Here is a 17,142-nt window from a genome sequence, read left to right as displayed (position 1 = left end):
GCCCCTAGATGGAGGCGCCGTATTCGACCAGCAAGTCCAAAAGACCCGGCGTCACCCGCCCGGTGGTCTTGAAATTGAAGTAGGTCTCGAAATTGCGGATCGCCTTGGCGGTGGCGGAGCCGGCAACGCCGTCGACCGGGCCATGCAGGAAACCGAGGCTGGAGAGGCCGCGCTGCACCTTGGCGACCAGCACCGGATCGGTTGCCGAGACTGGCTCATCGTCCGCCACAGTGCCGTCGGATTCGACCATCGGGATGGTGTCGGCCTGCGGCGTGGCAGCCACGGTCTGTGGGGTCTCGGCAGGTGCGGCGGGTGTCTCGCTCAAGGCGGCCAACTGCTGACGCTCCGGCGCGGCAGTTGCGCTTTCCTGCGGTGCTGCAACTTGTGGTGCAGCAACCTCAGGCGCAGCCGCAACCTGCGGCGTCTCAACCCGTGGTGCCGGTGCCAGCGGCGCCGGCTTGGGTGCGGTCGCAAAACTATTGGCGCGCACGGTCGGCGGATTGGTCAGCGCATCCACATTGGCGATGATGCTGTCGATCGCGTCACCGGCGGTGTCGGCGGCCATGTTCAGCGCCTCGTCGGTGCTGCGCGGCAGCGGGCGCCCGAGCAGGGTCGGACGCTGATCGGCTGCGGGTGTTTCGACGATCGAGCCGGTTTCGGGCCCGGCCACCAGCGGCTGCGGGGTGGCGAGCGGCTGACGCGCAGCCAGCGTTGTCGGATCGACGGCATCGGCCGAGCGCGGCGATGCAGCCGGTGACAGCGTCGCCGGGGCCTCGGCCTTCGGCTCTGCGGGGGCAGTGACGGCCGGCGTCTGCACGCGGGCTGGTGCCTGCGGCTGGCTGGCGGTAAGCGACAGCGGCGCTGCCAGAATGGCCTCGAGCGCAGCGCGGGTCAGCTCGCCGCGCGGCGTCAGACCACTGGCGGCTTCGAACTTGCGGATCGCCTCGGCCGTGCGGCGGCCATACAGTCCATCGATCTTGCCGGTGTAGAACTCGAGCATCGCCAGCTTGCGCTGCAGCTCGATGACGTCCTTGTTGCCGATCGGTCCGGCTTCGGTCAGCGCGGGCGCCGGTGTCGCCGCAGGCACCTTGAGCTCGACGGCGGGCTTGGGCGCGGGGCGCTCGAAGCTCTCCGGGCGCGTCAGCGGCACGACCGGCTTGATCTTGGGATTGACCGTGGCGCCCGGTGTCGAGGCGAACATCGGTGCGGGATGCGCGTGCTGCTGCAGGAACAGGGCGTTCGACCCCGCCATCGCCGTCGCGCCCACAAGGGCTGCAATTGCGGTGTGGGTCAGAGGCGCCCGCATGTAGCGCGCGATCAGCCAAAGGGCGCCGCGACCCGCCGAAGCGAGCACGACCCCGCCGACCTGCAAAGGCAGGTGTGCAAGATTTGCTGCGGTCATAGAGCTCTTTTTCTTTCGTCGTCGTGCCATGGGGTCATGTGCTGCGAAGCCGGCTCCCGGTGCAGTGGGGTTACGGTCCCAGTTTCCTCCGTCTTGGTTTCCGGACCGTTTACTGGAAGCAGAACAGTGAAAACTGTTCCCTCCCCCTTCACCGACTCCGCAAGCAGGGTCCCCTGATGCAGTTCGACCAGTCCCTTGACGATCGACAGCCCGAGGCCCGTGCCCTCGTAGCGGCGATCGAGACCGTCATTGGCCTGATAGAAAGCCTCGCCGACGTGGCTCAGCGCCTCTTCATCCATGCCGATACCATGGTCGCGCACCGACAGCGCCAGGTAGCGGCCCTGGCGTTTCATGCCGACGGTAACGACCGAGTGCTCGTTCGAAAACTTGATGGCATTCGACACCAGATTGATGAGGATCTGCCGGCAGGCGCGCTCGTCCGCAACGATCGGCGGCAGCGGACGCGGCACGTCGGTCATCAGCCGGATCGAGCGCTCGCGCGCCATGCCGTCGACCATGGTCAGGCACGGCGACAGCAGCGAATCGGGTGCAAAGCTTTCCGTGACCAGCTCGAACTTGCCAGCCTCGAGGCGCGACATGTCGAGCAGCATCTTGACCACCTCGATCAGGTGCGTGCCGCTCTGGTGGATCAGCTTGGCATATTCGCGGTGCTGCGGAGACAGTTCGCCGACGACGCCCGAGGTCATCATGTCGGAAAAGCCGACGATGGCGCTCAGCGGCGTGCGCAGCTCATGCCCGATGGTCGCGAGGAAGCGCGACTTGGCAATCGAGGCATCCTCGGCCAGCCGGCGGGTGCGCTTGAGCTCATCCTCGCGGTCGCGGCGCGCGGTGATGTCGCGGAACAGCACCACGACCTCATGGGTGTCGGCCTCGGGGTCGATCACCGGCGACATGTCCGCCTCGACCCAGAAGTAGGAAGGCGCGGCAGCCGGCATCTCGCGGTCGTCGCGGCGCATGCGGACCTCCACACGGCGCGAGGCACCATCGCGATTGGCATCGGCGAAGGCCGTCATATAGGCGGGGCGATCCAGCACATGAATGCGCTCGACCAGGCCGTTGCCGCTCAGCTCAAACCGGCGGCAACCGAACAGGGTCTCCGACGTCAGCGAGGCAAAGACCACGGTGCCATCGGCGGAAAATCGCATCACGGCATCCTGGGCGTGCTCGATCAGGTGCCGATAGGTGGTGCTCTGGGCCTTCTCCCACGCCTCATAGGCGGTGTTCAGCCGGCTGGCAGCCAGCGCCACAGTGCCGCCGGTGGCGAGGAACCCGAAACCTGCAAGCAGCGTGATGTCGGGCGTCGTGCCCAGTTGAATCGGCAGCAGTCCGATGCTTGCGGCAATCGCCAGGAGCGTCACCACGCCGAGCGCCGACCAGGCCAGCATCTTCACGCGGTTGCGGCTATAGAGTGAGGCCATTACCGGCGCCAGCAACGCCATGCCGAGGCCGAAATCTGCCAGGGCGGGATCGGCCAGCGTGAGGATCGTGCCGGACGTCAGCGTCGAGGCGACCAGCGTCGCCCCGGCGCGGTCGGTCTGGCCGCGGCGGCTCAGCGCCAGCACCAGCATGCTTGCGGTCAGCCCGATCATGCACAGCGCCAGCGGCACGGCGTGGCCGTCGATCAGGAACAGCAGGGCCGGCGGCAGGCTCAACCCGCTGAGCGCCAACACGATGATGCCGTTCATCAAGATGGTTTCGCGCCGCAGCGCTTCAGGGCGATTTCCACCCTGGCGCCGTGGCGTCTTGCCCATGCCGATCAGCAGTGACCAGAGACTACGCATTACTCAAACTCTTTGTCCCGCCGCCCCGTTTCTTGTTTCCGTGAGCATTGGATCGAACGCGCCAAGAAAGCCTTAAGGGTGAAGCCCTCGCGGGCCGCGGTTCCCGCTTTCACCGCCTTTCGGAGCAGCTTTCTGGCGTTAGCGTAAACGATCTGTTGCACCCCGTCGGATGGAACGATCGCATTCGTTTCGAATTTTACGGACATTCCGAAACACGGCTTAATCCCGCCGCGTTAGCGTTCTCGAACGGGCCGCCAAAAGCGTCCCAGAGTGGTCGAGGTAGTGATGTTTCTGCTCAGAAGTGCGTTCTGGCTCACACTGGCTTTTGTCTTTCTTGCCCCGAAGGGCGCCGATCCCGGTGCCGACCTCCAGCGGGCTGCAAGCGAGATTCGAGCAGTGGCGCTCGAACAGGGCAGCAAGGTCGTCACCCACCAGCTGCTCAGCACTGACTGCGCAACGCTCGAATGCGTCGGCGGCAAGGCGGTCCTCGCCGGGTTCACCGACAGCCAGATCTCCCCATCCAGCAACTCCACCATGCAGGAGTTGCAAACTGCCCCGGTCCCGTTCCCCCGACCGCGACCGGATCGGATGGGCTGAAGCCAGGGGTCGCGTCACTTCCCCCGACGCTACTCCAAGCGGCTCCTGGTCGGCCGCAGGTGCGCTGCCCCGCACTTGCGGCCTTTTCTTTGCGCCACGCTCTGGGCGCGCGCGGCCCGATGACCTATCTAGGGCGCATGAGCACGCCAGCCGCCTATCAAGACATCGCCGAAAACCTCAGCTTCCTCGACGACTGGGAAGATCGCTATCGCTATCTGATCGAGCTTGGTCAGGCCCTACCGCCCCTCGATGAGGCGGAAAAGACCGAGACCAACAAAGTGCATGGCTGCGTCTCCCAGGTCTGGCTGGTGTCCGGACGCGAGGGGGACGCCCTCACCTATCGCGGCGAATCGGACGCGATGATCGTGCGTGGTCTCGTCGCCGTGCTGGTGGCGCTCTACTCCGGGCGCCCCGCGTCCGAGATCGCCGAAACCGACGCCATCGCCGCTTTCGACGAACTGGGCCTGCGCGAGCATCTCACCACCCAGCGCTCCAATGGCCTGATCGCCATGGTCAACCGCATCCGCTCGGAAGCCCGCGCCGTCGCCGGCTAGGTCTCGAACATGTCCGGCCGGTCCCCTGCCATCCAGCGGTGCGGGCGCCGGCTGTCGCCGCCCCTTGCCGTCGCCGTAAGTCCCCACTGCCCGGCGAGGGTTTCGAGGGCAATGCGCAGTACCAGCTTGGCGCTGCGCCGGGGCCATCCTCGTTCGCTCTCGATCTGCTGCAGGCCCTTTTCCATCCCGCACACATCCATCACCACCCCGGCGCAATCGTGCGGCAGCGCCGCCTGGATTTCCGCCAGCGCGCGCCTTGCGTCGATCGCCATGTCGGCCGGCTCGGGTGCCCGCCCATCTCGCCCGCTGGCGGTGTGGGCAGGCGAATAGCTCATCGTGGTGCGGGGGCGCAGCTGCGCCCGCTCGGCCAACCGCCGAAAGCGTTCGCCGGCTTCAATCTGGTGCGGCGCGAGAAAGGGCGAACCGCCCTCCCCGCTCCCCAGCGCCAGCCGGGCCAGCGGGCTTTCGGCCAGGTTGTGGCGCACCCCGTCGCGATCCAGCCGGTCGACCCGGTGCTGGGCCGCATGCGGATTTTCGGCGGGCGCCATGCGCTTCAGCCGCTGCCGCCGCAACCAGCTGGCGCTCTGCGCCCCGGCCATACAGTGCGCGCCGCCGCCGGCGATCACGCCATCCGAGACCAGCCGCTCAACCATGGCGACCGGCAATTCAGCCCGGCGCCCCTTTGCCGCGACGCGAAACACCGCACCGTCGCGGTCCGCCACGCCGCCCGCCAGCAGGACCTCGACAAAGCGCAGGCTCGCCGGGTCACAGCGCATCGCTCACCTCCGCCAGCATCTCTTCCATAAGCGCCACTTCGGCATCGAACGCCGGGTCGTCGCGCATATCCTCGATGCGGGCGCAGGCGTGGGTCACCGTGGTGCGGTCGCGGCCAAAGAAGGCGCCGACATCCGAATAGGGGCGCGAAAGCGCGACATGCATCAGATACATGCCGAGCTGGCGCGCGAAGGCGACATGCTTGCGGCAGCGCCGCCGGTTGAGCAATTGCCGTCGCGCCACCCCGTGCCGCCGGCCAACGATCGCCAGCAGATGCCGTGTCCGCGCATCCTTGCGGATTTGCCGCTTGGTGGCGCGCCGCCGCGCGCCATCGGTCTTGTTGTGGTCGTCAGAAACACAGGTCCGCATGACACCCTCCAGTGATATAGGATTATTCTCCTATATCAGCTGCGAGGCAAGGCGGGGATAAGTGACTGCGAGTTCACCGGCAAGCCGCTGACTGGCAAACGGTTTCGGCGTTTCGTGGTGGGTTCAGCCGGACTCCTGTCCTAGACATACCAATGTTTACGTAGCTGGCCCGCGGTGTCTAGCCGGCGAGCAAGCCGGCGCGATACTCGGCAGGCGTCTTGCCGGTCCAGCGGCGGAAGGCACGGACGAAGGACGAGGCTTCCGAAAAGCCGACCAGGTAGGCGGTTTCGTTCACCGACACCTTGCGGGCCGCGAGATAATCCGAGGCGAGCCGGGCGCGCAGTCCGTCTACCAGTTCAGCGAAGGTCAAACCTTCATCCTTCAGCCGCCGATAGAGAGTCGCGCGGCTCATGCCGAGTTCCGCCGCGACCGCGTCGATGGCAATCATCCCCTTGTGCAGCCGCGGCAGCAGCAGCGCCTCAATGCGGCCGCGCAGGCTTTCGGCCTGTTCCAGTTCGGCCAGCAGCGCATCGGCGCGCTCGGTGAAGATGCCGAACACATAGCGAGAGGTCTCGTCGAAGGTCTGGGTCAGCCAGCGCGGCGCGATCTGCAGCGCATTGCGGCGCGCACCAAAACTGACTGGGCAGCCCAGCAGGCGGGCATAATCTTCGGCATGCGCCGGCGCGGCATGGGTCACCTCGATCTGCAGCGCGAAGGGGTTGTCCGGAAACTCCCGACGGAATTCGCCGATAAACGTGCCGAAGGCGCCCTCGGTGATCTCGGGACTGGCATTCGGGTCGGGGCGGTTGTCGACGATCCAGACGCCGTCCGGGCCGGCTTCGACCGAGAACCGCTCCCCTGTTTCCATCACGTCGACCTCGACCATTAGCTTCGCATAGCGGTTGAGCTGGTTCATGGCGTCGGCCACCGACGCCGAGGAGTGGACGATCAGCCCCACCACGCTCTGGCTGTCGATGCGGGTGTTGAGCGCATGGTTCAGCGACAGCGCCGGATCACCCGTCAGCTGCGCCGCAGTGCGGATCAGGCGCAGATAGGCGCCAAAGGGCACGCGCGCATCCTGGTCCGCCAGTGCATTTTCCGCGATCTCTGCTGCAGCGAGCAGCGCGGCCCGATCCGCCCCCTGGTCAGTCGCATAGTCGAGAATGGAGCGGGTCAGCCCCGCCGATACCGTTGCCTGCTTCATCTCCGCCCCCCCAAAAGGCTTCGCGGGGGCGCCAAAGCGCAGCGTGCAACCGGCGGTCAACAGGTTGATGCCGGCGGTCATGCCCCCGGGCCACGATTGCCACTACCCACGGCGCATCGCAACCCGATTGGCCGGCATGGCCATCGCACACCAAGGAGACTGAACGTGATGACCACCTTGCATCGATGGGGCGCCCTTGCGGCATTCACCGGCGCGGCCACCTATATCTTCGGCTTCGCCCTGCTCGCCACGCTGCTGGCCCCCTCCGGCTACGGCAGTTCAAATGCCGACCCCGCCACCATTGTCGCTTTTCTTTCCGGGTCGCCGGGAATTGTGACGCTGTGGAACTTCGTGATCTATGTCGTCAACGGCATCGCCCTCGGCATATTGGCCGTGGCCCTCGCCGACCGGCTGAAGCCGCATGCCCCGGCGCTGGGCCAGACCAGCCTCGTCTTCGGCATCGTCTGGACGACACTGGTCATCGGTGCGGGCATGCTGGCCAATGTCGGCAATGCCGCGGCGCTGGCCCATTACCCGGCCGATCCGGATCAGGCTGCGCTGCTGTGGGAGATCTTCCACACGGTGGAGAACGGTTTTGGCGGCGGCAATGAGATCGTCGGCGCCGTGTGGGCTCTGGTGCTCGGTGTCGGCATGCTGCGCACTGGCCTCTTCCCGCGGCTGCTTGGCGGGTTCAGCCTGGTGATCGGCTTGGCCGGTCTCTCGACGGTCATCCCTGCGGCCGGCGACGTCGGCGGCGCTGTGTTCGGCCTCGGCTATATTGTCTGGTTCGTCTGGGTGGGCGTCTGCCTGCTGCGCCCAGCTCGCTGAGCATTCTCGGAGCATTACCCGCAAACAAAATCGGCCGCCCATTATCTGGGCGGCCGGAACGTCGATCAGCGATGTAAGCTGAATCAGGCGGCCTTGCGGCCCAGGCCATTGTCCTTGGCCAGACGCGAGCGGGTCGCGGAATAGTTCGGCGCAACCATCGGATAGTCGGACGGCAGACCCCACTTCTCGCGGTATTCTTCCGGCGAGAGGTTGTAATGCGTACGCAGATGGCGCTTGAGGGATTTGAACTTCTTGCCGTCTTCGAGGCAGATGATGAAATCCGGAGCGACGGACTTGCGCACGGGCACGGCCGGCTTCAGTTCCTCGGCAGCCTCGGCCTGGGCCGGGTTCTCGAGACCCTTCAGCGCCGTATGCACATCGGCAATTAGTTTGGGCAGATCGGTCATGCTCAGCGCGTTGTGGCTGACATAGGCGCAGACGATATCGGCGCTCAGGTCGATGAGATCGTTGTCAGTCGAGGTGCTGCCGCTTGTCACTTCGGTCATTGTACATCCTTTTGCTTACAGGCAGATGCGGATTGGGGGGAGGCGTCGCATCTTGTCTTCAGGCTTTAGTCAATGTTGCTTGTAAAAGCAACTCGTATGACAACCTAGTTTCATTGATATTAATAAACGCGGAGCAAAAACATATTCGAAGGTTTGCTAGTCGAGCTCGTCAACAACGGTACGTTTGTCAGGCTCTTCGCCAGCCCGCAATGCTGCGCGCGCCAAAAGGTGAGCGGAAACAGGGGTCGAGAGCAGTAGAAACAAGATGCCGAGCACTGCGCGCAAAATCACCGGACCATCAAAACTTACCAAAGCGACCGCCAGCAGGATGAGCCCTGCCCCCACGACACCTGCCTTGGATGCGGCATGAAGCCGCGTGTATAAGTCTGGCAGACGCAGCACGCCGATCGCTGCAATCAGTGCGAAACTTGCGCCGGCCAGCATGACGACTGCCGCGATGTACCGAAAGACATCAGCCATCAGGTCTTATCCTTCTCCTGGTCGGAGGCCCGGGCCAGCAGGTATCTGGCCAGCGCCAGGGTCGACAGGAAGCCTGCCAGCGCCAGCGCGATGGCGATATCGATATACAGCGTGAAGCCGGTCAGCACTGCCATGGCCGCAATAAAGCCGACCGCGAGCAGCGTCAGCAGATCGAGCGCCAGCACGCGGTCGCCGAGATTCGGTCCGCGCACCAGCCGGACGAAGGTCAACAGCATCGCAAGCAACAGCAGGCCCAGCGAAATCTGGCTGGCCCAGTGGATGGCCTCTTCGCCGCTCACTCGAACACCTCCATAACCTTCTTTTCAAATCCGTTGGAAAGCTCGGCGATAAAGGTTTCGCGGTCCCCCGCGTCGATAGCGTGAATATACAGGAACCGCTTGTCGTCCGACACAGCGACACTCAGCGTGCCGGGGGTCAGGGTAATCAGATTGGCGAGCAGCGTTATTTCTGCATCGCGCGTCGCCTTGAGCGGAAAGGCAATGAAGGCCGGATGCAGGTGGCTATCCATATCGAGGCGCAGCGACAGGCGCGCCATGCGCAGCGCACTGACAATCAGCTCGAAGGTGAACAGAAAGCTCAGCGAGGCCACCCGTCGCAGCCGCGGGAACAGCTTGGGGCTCGAAACGTGCTCGCGCAACATCCACAGCCCGAGGCCGCCAATCACGGCGCCGAACAACAGGTTGAGCAGTGTGAAGCTGCCGGTCGCCAGAGCCCAACCGAAGGCCAGTGCGATATTGAGGACTGCAAGGTTCATTCATGCACCTCCGCTAGTCCGGTGGCATCGACATAGGCGCCGGGGTTGAGCAGAGCCTCCGCCGCGGCCCGGCCAAACACCATCAGCGGCTCGGGCATCAGTCCCATGACAAAGACCAGACCGGTCAGCACCACGACGGCGCCGAGTCCCATCCGGACCTGCGTCTGCCCCAAAGGCTGAATGTTGGGGTTCGGGGTTTCCGAGGTCGCGCCTTCGTGCCCCTGCCGCCAGAAGACATGCGCCCAAAGCCGCGCCACCGCAATCAGCGTCAGCAAGGCGTTGATCAGAATGCCGATCCACAGCGCCAGTGCCCAGCCGCCGTCTCCGCCCGTCCAGGCGCCGATTCCGCCCTGCACCAGCAGCAGTTTCGGCCAGAAGCCGAGGAAGGGCGGCACACCGGCCGCCGCCAGCATCAGCACGAAGAACACGATTGCCAGCAGCGGCGCGCGTTCATACAGCCCGCCCATGCGCCGGGTATCGGTGGTACCGGTCATTTCCTCGATCAGCCCGGCTGCCAGATAAAGCCCGGTGATCGTCAGCATGGCGTGCAGCACATAGACCGAGGAGCCCGCGAGCGCCACGGCATTGGGCATGGCGATACCCGCCACCACGGCGCCGACGCCACCGATCACCAGGAAGCCGAGCGCACGGCGCAGATGGGTTTCGGCAATGGCGCCCAACGGGCCGATGACCAGCGTGGTCAACGCGACGAGCGCAATCGCCGGCTCTAGAAAATCACGGCTTGCCGGTACCAGCATTACCAGGCTGCGCATCAGCGCATAGACGCCGACCTTGGTCAGCAGCCCCGCGAGCAGCGCCGAAATCGCCGGCGGCGGCGTGTGATATGAGGCCGGTAGCCAGGCGTTCACCGGGAAGGCGGCTGCCTTCATGCCAAAGGCGAGCAGCAGCAGTCCGGCCACCGCAGCCATTGCAGCCGGGTTGGCCATCGGCGCGAGGCGCACGATATCGGCCATGTTGAGCGTCCCCAACAGGCCATAGAGCAGGCCCAACGCGGCGAGGAAGAATGTCGTCGCGAGGAAGTTGAGGAAGCCGTATTTCACCGTGCCGTCGAGCTGCAAATTGCGGCCGCCAAGCACCATCAGGCCGAAGCTGGCGATCAGCATCACCTCAAACCAGACGTAGAGGTTGAACAGATCACCGGTCAGGAACGAGCCGCTCACACCGGTCAGCAGCAGCAGCACCAGCGAATAGGCGCCGTCGTGCCGGGCCCGCTCGGGCAGGTCCATGCGCAGATAGATCAGGACGATGAAGGTCACCACCGCGGCCGCCAGCGCGAAGCCCGCACCCACCGCATCGGCGGTGAAGCTGATGCCGAAAGGCGGCAGCCAATTGCCCATGGTCATCGAAAGCGGGCCAGTCAGCAGCACGCGCTGCAGCAGCGCCGCATCGCACCAGGCAACACTGGCGACCACCAGCAGGGTGAAGGCGAACTGGAAATCGCGCATGGAGCGCAGCATCAGCAGCACGGCCGCGCCCAACATGGGCAGCAGCACCGGCAGGATCAGGATCCAGTCGATGGCCAGGGTCGCGGTATCTGGGCGGACACTGTGCATCAGTAACTCATCGGCGGCTTGGGGCCGCCCCTTGGTTCAGCAACACGCATGTTGTCGGTGTTGTCGGCTTCCAGCGACTGGTAGGCGCGATAGGCGAGCACCAGCAGGAAGGCGAACATGGCAAAGCCGATGACGATCGCCGTGAGGATCAGCGCCTGCGGCAGCGGATTGGCGGAGCCGTCGAGCGGCACGTCGATATCGCCGATGGCGATCGGCGGCACGACGCGGCTCAGCCGGCCCGACACAAGGATCAGCAGGTTCACGGCATTGCCCAGCAGCGTCATACCGAGCAGCATGCGGATCAGCGACCGCGACAGCAGCAGATAGATCGAAACTGCAAAGAACAGGCCCGCGAGGGTGGCAACAGCAAAATCCATCAGTCGCTCTCCCCGTCTTCCAGCGCCAAGGCGATGGCAGCGATCGTGCCGAACACCACCAGATAGACGCCGATGTCGAAGACCATGGGGGTCGACAGCGCGACCTTGGTGTCCCCGATATAGAACTCGCTCCACAGCCCGGTGAGGAACGGCACCCGGAAGAACAGCGACAGCATGCCGGCCAGCGCCGCCATGGTCACGCCGCAGCCGGCAATCGCCAGCGGGTGGACGCGCAGCGCACGGCGCGCGGCGGCTGGGCCCATGGCCATGCCGTACATCGCCATCGAGGACGCCGCGACCAGCCCTCCGATGAAGCCACCACCCGGCTCGTTATGACCGCGCAGCAGCACGAAGACGGAAAAGACCAGCATCACCGCCGTCAGCAGCGGCGCGATTGTGCGGAAGATCAGCGTGCTCATGTCGTGGCCGCCTTTCGGCTGCGTCGGGGTTTTGGTCCCGGCTTGTCACCATCCGGCTTCGCCTTGGTCGCCGACGACTTCGTCGCACTAGACTTGGTCGCACCAGACTTGCCTGTCGCCGTCTTGCCCATCGCCGTCTTGGCTGCCGCAGACTTGCTGCGCGAGGGCTGGCGCGGCTTGGGTTTGGCGGCGGCCGCAGCGGCAGACGTCATGGTATTGGTCTCGTCAGCATTCTCGGCGGCGACCTTGATGTCGTCCTGCACATCGCCGGGATCGGTGAACAGTTTCGGGCCACGCGGCTCGGGATCGCCCGGCACCACCATTTTGCGGGCACCACGGATCAGCGCCAGGATGGCGATGCCGGCGGTCATCACCACCGAGATCTCGCCCAGCGTATCCAGCCCGCGGAAGTCGACGAGGATGACGTTGACGATGTTGTGGCCGTGCGCTTCGTGGACGCTATACAGATTGAAGAAATCGCCCAGCCGGGGGTCGAGCGTGCCGTCGAGCACGGTGAACAGCAGCAGCGTCAGCGACAGACCACACATCAGGGCGATGGCACCGTCGCGCAGGAAGTCTTCCAGCGGCCGCGGGTCGGCGCTTTCGAGCTGCAGCCGGGTCATCACCAGCGCCAGGATCACCACCGACAGGATTTCCACCATGAACTGGGTGAAGCTGAGGTCGGGCGCGCCGAACAGCAGGTAGAGTGCCGCCACGGCAAGGCCCTGCACGCCGAGCGCCAGAATGGCGAACAGCCGCGTCTGCGCCACAACCACGGTCACCAGACCGATCGCCGCCATGGCCATGACACCCCATTCGTAGAACCTGAGATCGGGGAAGGCCGGCAGACGCGGAATGCCGTTGAGCATCCACAGCGGAATGACCACGGCCAGCGCCAGCATGAAAAAGACTACCGTCAGGTAGACCTCGAGACGGCCATGGTGCAGCGTCCGCGTCACGGCGGCGGCCAGCTTGACGAGGCCGAAATAGACCGCGTCGAAGGCCTGATCGAAGCTATAGCCGACCTGATTGAAGAGCCGGCGCAGCAGGCTGCGGGTGGCGTCGAGCCGCCAGTAGGTCAGCCCGGCCAGCACCCAGGTGAGCAGCGACAGCCCGAAGGCGAGGCTGAACAGGTCGACATTGCCCCAGCCCAGGTGGCTCTCCACCTCATGGGCGGTGATGGCCGAGGCGCCCGGCGCGACGAACAGGTGACCGACTTCGCCGGGCAACAGGCCCGCGACGATGGCCAGAGCACCGAGCAGCAGCGGGCCGGCCAGCATGGCGATCGGCGCCTCATGCGGAGCCTTCGGCGTCGACAGCAGCGCGCCCATGAAGGGCTTGATGATGAGCGCGAGCCCGATAGCGCCCATCAGCGCATTGCCGACAACCAGCACGATCAGGGCGATCAGCGACCCGGGATCGCCGGAAAGGCCGGCGATATACATTTCTTCCTTGGCGAAGAAGGCCAGCACCGGCGGTAGCCCGAGCATGCCCGCACCCGCCATGATGGCGCCGATGAAGGTCACGGTCAGCTTGTCGCGCAGCCCGCCGACGGCGGTGATCTCGCGCGTCCCGGTCTCGTGGTCGATGGCACCGACGACGAGGAACAGCCCGGCCTTGTAAGCGGCGTGGGCGAGGAAGTAGAGCATGGCGCCCATGATGGCGTATTCGGTGCCGATGCCGACGAGCAGGATCAGCAGACCCAGCGACGCCAGCGTGGTCTGCGCCAGCATCTGCTTCATGTCGGTCTGGCGCAGCGCGGCGATGGCGCCCCACAGCAGCGTGATGCCGCCGAAGACCATCAGCGTGCCATTCCAGATATCGGCGCCGCCGAGCTGCGGAGTGAACCGCATGGTCAGATAGACGCCGCCCTGCACCATCGCCGCCGAGTGCAGATAGGCCGAGACCGGCGTCGGGGCTTCCATGGCATTGGGCAGCCAGAAGTGGAACGGCACCTGCGCCGATTTGGTGAAGGCACCGAGCAGCACCAGCAGCACGATGGCCGGGTAAAGGCCTTCGCCGACAAAGCTCGGCATTTCGGACAGCGTCCAGGTGCCGGACAGCTGGTGCATGATCAGCCCGCCGCCGAGCAGCGCCAGCCCACCCATGCCGGTGACCACCAGCGCTTGCGTCGCCGCGCGGCGCGCTGCCTGGCGCGAATGGTCGAAACCGATCAGCAGGAAGGAGGTGACCGAGGTCAGCTCCCAGAACATGTAGAGTCCGACCACATTGTCGGCGAGCACCAGCCCCTGCATGGCGCCCATGAACAGCAGCATGAAGGTGAAGAACCGCCCCTGGTGCGGGTGCCCCTTCAGGTAGGACCCGGTGTAGATCAGGATCAGCGCGCCGATCGCGGCAATGGTCATCGAGAAGGTGAGGCTCAGCCCGTCGATGCGAAAGGCGAGATCGATGCCCCAGCTCGGGGCCCAGTCGAACACCACATTCACCGGCCGGCCGTGCGAGACGGGGTCGATCAGACCCCACAGGCCGACGAAGCCGGCAATGGGTGCAAGGGCCAGCGCCCAGCCCGCGGTGCCACCCACGAAACGTTGAATCCATGGGGCCAGCGCTGCCGTCAACATAGGCAGCAGCACAGCCAGCACAATCACTGTATGCGGGGACAGGTTCACGCGGGGTCTACAGGCTCCACTAGAATCGCAGATCAGACATTAGCGTGACAATGGTTACTCACAAGGCAAAGCGGGAGGGGCGCATCGCCGCAGGGGTGATAGCCACAAGTTTGTGAGGCCTGTCGCATTTGTACTGACGTGTTCGGGACCATATATCTGCCCCAAAGGAGACTTCGCCGATGACAGATGATTTGAAAGTTCAGAAGACCGACGCCGAGTGGCGCGCGGAACTGACGCCCGAACAGTATCAGGTCATGCGCCAGCATGGGACGGAGCGCGCCTGGTCGCATGCTTACAATACCGAAAAGCGCGACGGGCTCTATCATTGTGCCGCCTGCGGCGCCGCACTGTTCGAAGCCAAGACCAAATATGAATCCGGCTCGGGCTGGCCGAGCTTTTTCGCGCCGATCGAAGGCGCCGTCGGCGAAGAGATCGATCGCAGCCACGGCATGGTCCGGGTTGAAGCCCATTGCAACAGCTGTGGCGCACACCTGGGCCACATCTTCCCCGACGGTCCGCAGCCGACCGGCCAGCGCTATTGCATGAACGGCATTTCGCTCGAGTTCGAAGCGAACGAATAAGCCTGCTGCCGCCGCGATCCGTCGCGGCGGCGCCTCTCTCCTGCCCCCTCCCGAACCTCTTCTGCCTATTCGTCCGGCTCGCCGCGCGCGGCTGATGATGCTACATGGCGCTCCGGAACAAAAGGATTGCTCATGCCAAAGCCGCCCGTCGCCGAACGCCGCCCGCACGATGTCACGCATCACGGAGTGATCCGCTCCGATCCCTATCACTGGCTGCGGGCCGACAACTGGCAGCAGGTGATGCAGGAGCCCGAGACGCTGCCGGCCGATATCCGGGACTATATCGAGGCGGAGAACGCCTTCTTCGCCGAAGAATTCGAAACGCCCAAGGCTGAGCTTACCGAAAAGATTTATCGCGAGATCCGTGGCCGCATCAAAGAGGACGACACGGGCGTCCCGACCGTCGATGGCCCGTGGGCCTATAATTCGCGCATGGAAGAGGGCCAGCAATATCCGATCCTCATCCGCACCCCGCGCGATGGCGGCGAGGAGCAGATCCTGCTCGATTGCAATGCCGAGGCGGGCGAGGGCTATTTCGGCTTCGGCGGCGGCGATCACGACCCCTCGCATCGCCTGCTCGCATGGAGCGCCGACCGGCGCGGCTCCGAATATTACACCTTGCAGTTCCGCGACCTCGAGACTGGCAAGGACACCGGCGAAACCATCAAGGACATCGCTGGTGGCGGCGTGTGGAGCCCCGACAGCAAGGCGATCTATTACACCGAATATGACGAGAGCCACCGTCCCTGGCGCGTGCGCAAGCACGTCATGGGCACGCCGCAGGCCGATGACGAGATCGTCTTCGAAGAGCTTGACCCCGGCTTTTTCGTCGGCGTCGACGAAACGCTGAGCCACAGCCACGTCGTCATCAATACCCATGACCACCAGACCTCCGAGGTCTGGGTCATCGACCAGAAAAAGCCCGGCAAGCCGGTCTGCATCTCGCCCCGCGTCACCGACCGCGAATATGACATCGAGGAGCGCGACGGCGTCTTCTACATCCTCACCAATGCCGATGGCGCCGAGGATTCAAAGATCGTCACGGCCCCGGTCGCGACGCCGGGCGCAGAGAACTGGACCGACCTCGCGCCGCATACGCCGGGCGTCCTGATCCTCGACATCATCGTCATCCGCGATCACCTGATCCGGCTCGAACGGTCGGAGGGCCTGCCGCGCATCGTCGTGCGCGAGTTCGAAACGGGCCGCGAGTGGACGGTGAAGTTCGATGAAGAGGCCTATTCGCTCGGCATGTCCGAAGGCTTCGAATTCGACACGACGACGCTGCGTTTCAGCTACTCGTCGCCCACGACGCCGTCGCGGGTCTATGATCTCGATCTCGCCACCGGCGAGCGCACCCTGCTCAAGGAGCAGGAGGTACCGTCCGGGCACAATCCCGAGGATTATGAGACCAAACGCATCTTTGCCGAAGCGCCCGATGGCGAGCAGGTGCCCGTCACCCTGCTCTATAGGCGCGGGCTGCCGCTCGATGGCACGGCGCCGGTGCTGCTTTACGGTTATGGCGCCTATGGCATTGCGCTGCCCGCCAATTTTTCGGTCTCCAAGCTCAGCCTCGTCGATCGCGGCGTCATCTACGCCACGGCGCATATCCGCGGCGGCATGGAAAAGGGCTATGCTTGGTATCGCAACGGGCGGCGCGACAAGAAGCCCAACAGCTTCACCGATTTCATCGCCGCGGCCGAAGCGCTGATCGCGGCGGGATACACGGCACCGGGCCGCATCGTTGCCGAGGGCGGTTCGGCCGGCGGCATGCTGATGGGCGCCATTGCCAATCTGCGGCCGGAGCTGTGGGCCGGGGTCATCGCCGAAGTGCCGTTTGTCGACGTGCTCAACACCATGCTCGACGACACGCTGCCCCTCACCCCGCCGGAATGGCCCGAATGGGGCAATCCGATCACCTCGAAGGACGATTTCGAGCGCATCGCTGCCTACGCCCCCTATGAGCAGGTAGCGGCGAAGGACTATCCGCCGATCCTTGCGCTCGCCGGACTCACCGATCCGCGCGTCACTTATTGGGAACCGGCCAAGTGGGTCGCAAAATTGCGTGCAACCAAGACGGACGCCAATGCGCTTTACCTCAAGACGCATATGGACGCCGGCCACGGCGGCGCGTCCGGGCGCTTCGAACAGCTCAAGGAGACCGCTCTGAGCTACAGCTTTGCGCTCGATTGCGTCGGATTGGGATAATCCTTTCCCGCCACCAATTGTTGAGGCCGCCCAAAGCGCCTATATCGGACGCAGCCCAGCGTTCC

General features: G+C 64.9%; 18 protein-coding genes. 5 read left to right on the top strand and 13 right to left on the bottom strand.

Annotated elements, in window-relative coordinates; genetic code table 11:
* Positions 1 to 4 precede the first annotated feature (4 nt).
* Positions 5 to 1,402, bottom strand: a complete 1,398-nt coding sequence (locus ACN0TK_RS14720; protein ID WP_417310277.1) for a peptidoglycan-binding protein — start codon at positions 1,400 to 1,402, stop codon at positions 5 to 7.
* Positions 1,399 to 3,204, bottom strand: coding sequence for an ATP-binding protein (locus ACN0TK_RS14715; RefSeq protein WP_417310276.1), 1,806 nt, complete (start codon positions 3,202 to 3,204; stop codon positions 1,399 to 1,401). Before ACN0TK_RS14715 ends, ACN0TK_RS14720 begins: the two co-directional genes overlap by 4 nt.
* Positions 3,205 to 3,489: 285 nt before the next feature.
* Here ACN0TK_RS14715 and ACN0TK_RS14710 point away from each other — a divergent pair, with 285 nt between their 5' ends.
* Together ACN0TK_RS14710 and ACN0TK_RS14705 are read left to right on the top strand one after the other, a co-directional pair.
* A complete protein-coding gene (locus ACN0TK_RS14710) occupies positions 3,490 to 3,801 on the top strand; it encodes a hypothetical protein (protein WP_417310275.1) in 312 nt (103 codons plus the stop codon).
* A 137-nt stretch (positions 3,802 to 3,938) separates the two neighbouring features.
* Positions 3,939 to 4,355, top strand: a complete 417-nt coding sequence (locus tag ACN0TK_RS14705) for a SufE family protein (protein WP_417310274.1) — start codon at positions 3,939 to 3,941, stop codon at positions 4,353 to 4,355.
* Here ACN0TK_RS14705 and ACN0TK_RS14700 read toward each other — a convergent pair.
* The 3 genes from ACN0TK_RS14700 to ACN0TK_RS14690 form a co-directional block, all read right to left on the bottom strand.
* Positions 4,352 to 5,131, bottom strand: coding sequence for a DUF6456 domain-containing protein (locus tag ACN0TK_RS14700; RefSeq protein WP_417310273.1), 780 nt, complete (start codon positions 5,129 to 5,131; stop codon positions 4,352 to 4,354). The genes ACN0TK_RS14705 and ACN0TK_RS14700 overlap by 4 nt on opposite strands.
* Positions 5,121 to 5,498: a helix-turn-helix domain-containing protein gene (locus ACN0TK_RS14695; protein ID WP_417310272.1), complete on the bottom strand. Its 378-nt coding sequence runs from the start codon at positions 5,496 to 5,498 to the stop codon at positions 5,121 to 5,123. Before ACN0TK_RS14695 ends, ACN0TK_RS14700 begins: the two co-directional genes overlap by 11 nt.
* 178 nt (positions 5,499 to 5,676) lie before the next feature.
* Positions 5,677 to 6,702, bottom strand: a complete 1,026-nt coding sequence (locus ACN0TK_RS14690) for an AraC family transcriptional regulator (RefSeq protein WP_417310271.1) — start codon at positions 6,700 to 6,702, stop codon at positions 5,677 to 5,679.
* Positions 6,703 to 6,870: 168 nt separating this feature from the next.
* Between ACN0TK_RS14690 and ACN0TK_RS14685 the strand changes: the two genes are divergently transcribed.
* A complete protein-coding gene (locus ACN0TK_RS14685; RefSeq protein ID WP_417310270.1) occupies positions 6,871 to 7,530 on the top strand; it encodes a DUF4386 family protein in 660 nt (219 codons plus the stop codon).
* Positions 7,531 to 7,613: 83 nt separating this feature from the next.
* Here ACN0TK_RS14685 and ACN0TK_RS14680 read toward each other — a convergent pair whose 3' ends face one another.
* The 8 genes from ACN0TK_RS14680 to mbhE all read right to left on the bottom strand — a co-directional run bounded on the left by ACN0TK_RS14680 (position 7,614) and on the right by mbhE (position 14,204).
* Positions 7,614 to 8,036 carry a MucR family transcriptional regulator gene (locus ACN0TK_RS14680; protein ID WP_417310269.1) on the bottom strand — a complete coding sequence of 141 codons (423 nt, stop codon included), beginning with the start codon at positions 8,034 to 8,036 and terminating at the stop codon, positions 7,614 to 7,616.
* A gap of 156 nt (positions 8,037 to 8,192) precedes the next feature.
* Positions 8,193 to 8,519, bottom strand: a complete 327-nt coding sequence (gene mnhG / locus ACN0TK_RS14675) for a monovalent cation/H(+) antiporter subunit G (RefSeq protein ID WP_417310292.1) — start codon at positions 8,517 to 8,519, stop codon at positions 8,193 to 8,195.
* Positions 8,516 to 8,815, bottom strand: coding sequence for a cation:proton antiporter (locus tag ACN0TK_RS14670; protein WP_417310268.1), 300 nt, complete (start codon positions 8,813 to 8,815; stop codon positions 8,516 to 8,518). Before ACN0TK_RS14670 ends, mnhG begins: the two co-directional genes overlap by 4 nt.
* Positions 8,812 to 9,291, bottom strand: a complete 480-nt coding sequence (locus ACN0TK_RS14665; protein WP_417310267.1) for a Na+/H+ antiporter subunit E — start codon at positions 9,289 to 9,291, stop codon at positions 8,812 to 8,814. Before ACN0TK_RS14665 ends, ACN0TK_RS14670 begins: the two co-directional genes overlap by 4 nt.
* Entirely contained in the window at positions 9,288 to 10,865 is a 1,578-nt protein-coding gene (locus tag ACN0TK_RS14660) for a proton-conducting transporter membrane subunit (RefSeq protein WP_417310266.1), read from the bottom strand. Before ACN0TK_RS14660 ends, ACN0TK_RS14665 begins: the two co-directional genes overlap by 4 nt.
* Positions 10,865 to 11,242: a Na+/H+ antiporter subunit C gene (locus ACN0TK_RS14655; RefSeq protein ID WP_417310265.1), complete on the bottom strand. Its 378-nt coding sequence runs from the start codon at positions 11,240 to 11,242 to the stop codon at positions 10,865 to 10,867. The genes ACN0TK_RS14660 and ACN0TK_RS14655 overlap by 1 nt, the downstream gene beginning before the upstream one ends.
* Complete coding sequence (locus tag ACN0TK_RS14650; RefSeq protein ID WP_417310264.1) at positions 11,242 to 11,661, bottom strand: Na+/H+ antiporter subunit B; 420 nt, start codon at positions 11,659 to 11,661, stop codon at positions 11,242 to 11,244. The genes ACN0TK_RS14655 and ACN0TK_RS14650 overlap by 1 nt, the downstream gene beginning before the upstream one ends.
* Positions 11,658 to 14,204: a hydrogen gas-evolving membrane-bound hydrogenase subunit E gene (mbhE, locus tag ACN0TK_RS14645; RefSeq protein WP_417310263.1), complete on the bottom strand. Its 2,547-nt coding sequence runs from the start codon at positions 14,202 to 14,204 to the stop codon at positions 11,658 to 11,660. The genes ACN0TK_RS14650 and mbhE overlap by 4 nt, the downstream gene beginning before the upstream one ends.
* Positions 14,205 to 14,470: 266 nt before the next feature.
* Here mbhE and msrB point away from each other — a divergent pair, with 266 nt between their 5' ends.
* Positions 14,471 to 14,872 (top strand): peptide-methionine (R)-S-oxide reductase MsrB, encoded by a 402-nt coding sequence (gene msrB / locus ACN0TK_RS14640; protein WP_417310262.1) that lies wholly within the window; start codon positions 14,471 to 14,473, stop codon positions 14,870 to 14,872.
* A 132-nt stretch (positions 14,873 to 15,004) separates the two neighbouring features.
* Entirely contained in the window at positions 15,005 to 17,077 is a 2,073-nt protein-coding gene (locus ACN0TK_RS14635; protein WP_417310261.1) for a S9 family peptidase, read from the top strand.
* The last annotated feature ends 65 nt before the right edge of the window (positions 17,078 to 17,142 follow it).

Source organism: Devosia sp., from assembly GCF_048261455.1.
Lineage (GTDB): Bacteria > Pseudomonadota > Alphaproteobacteria > Rhizobiales > Devosiaceae > Devosia_A.
This window is presented reverse-complemented; position numbering and strand designations above follow the sequence as displayed.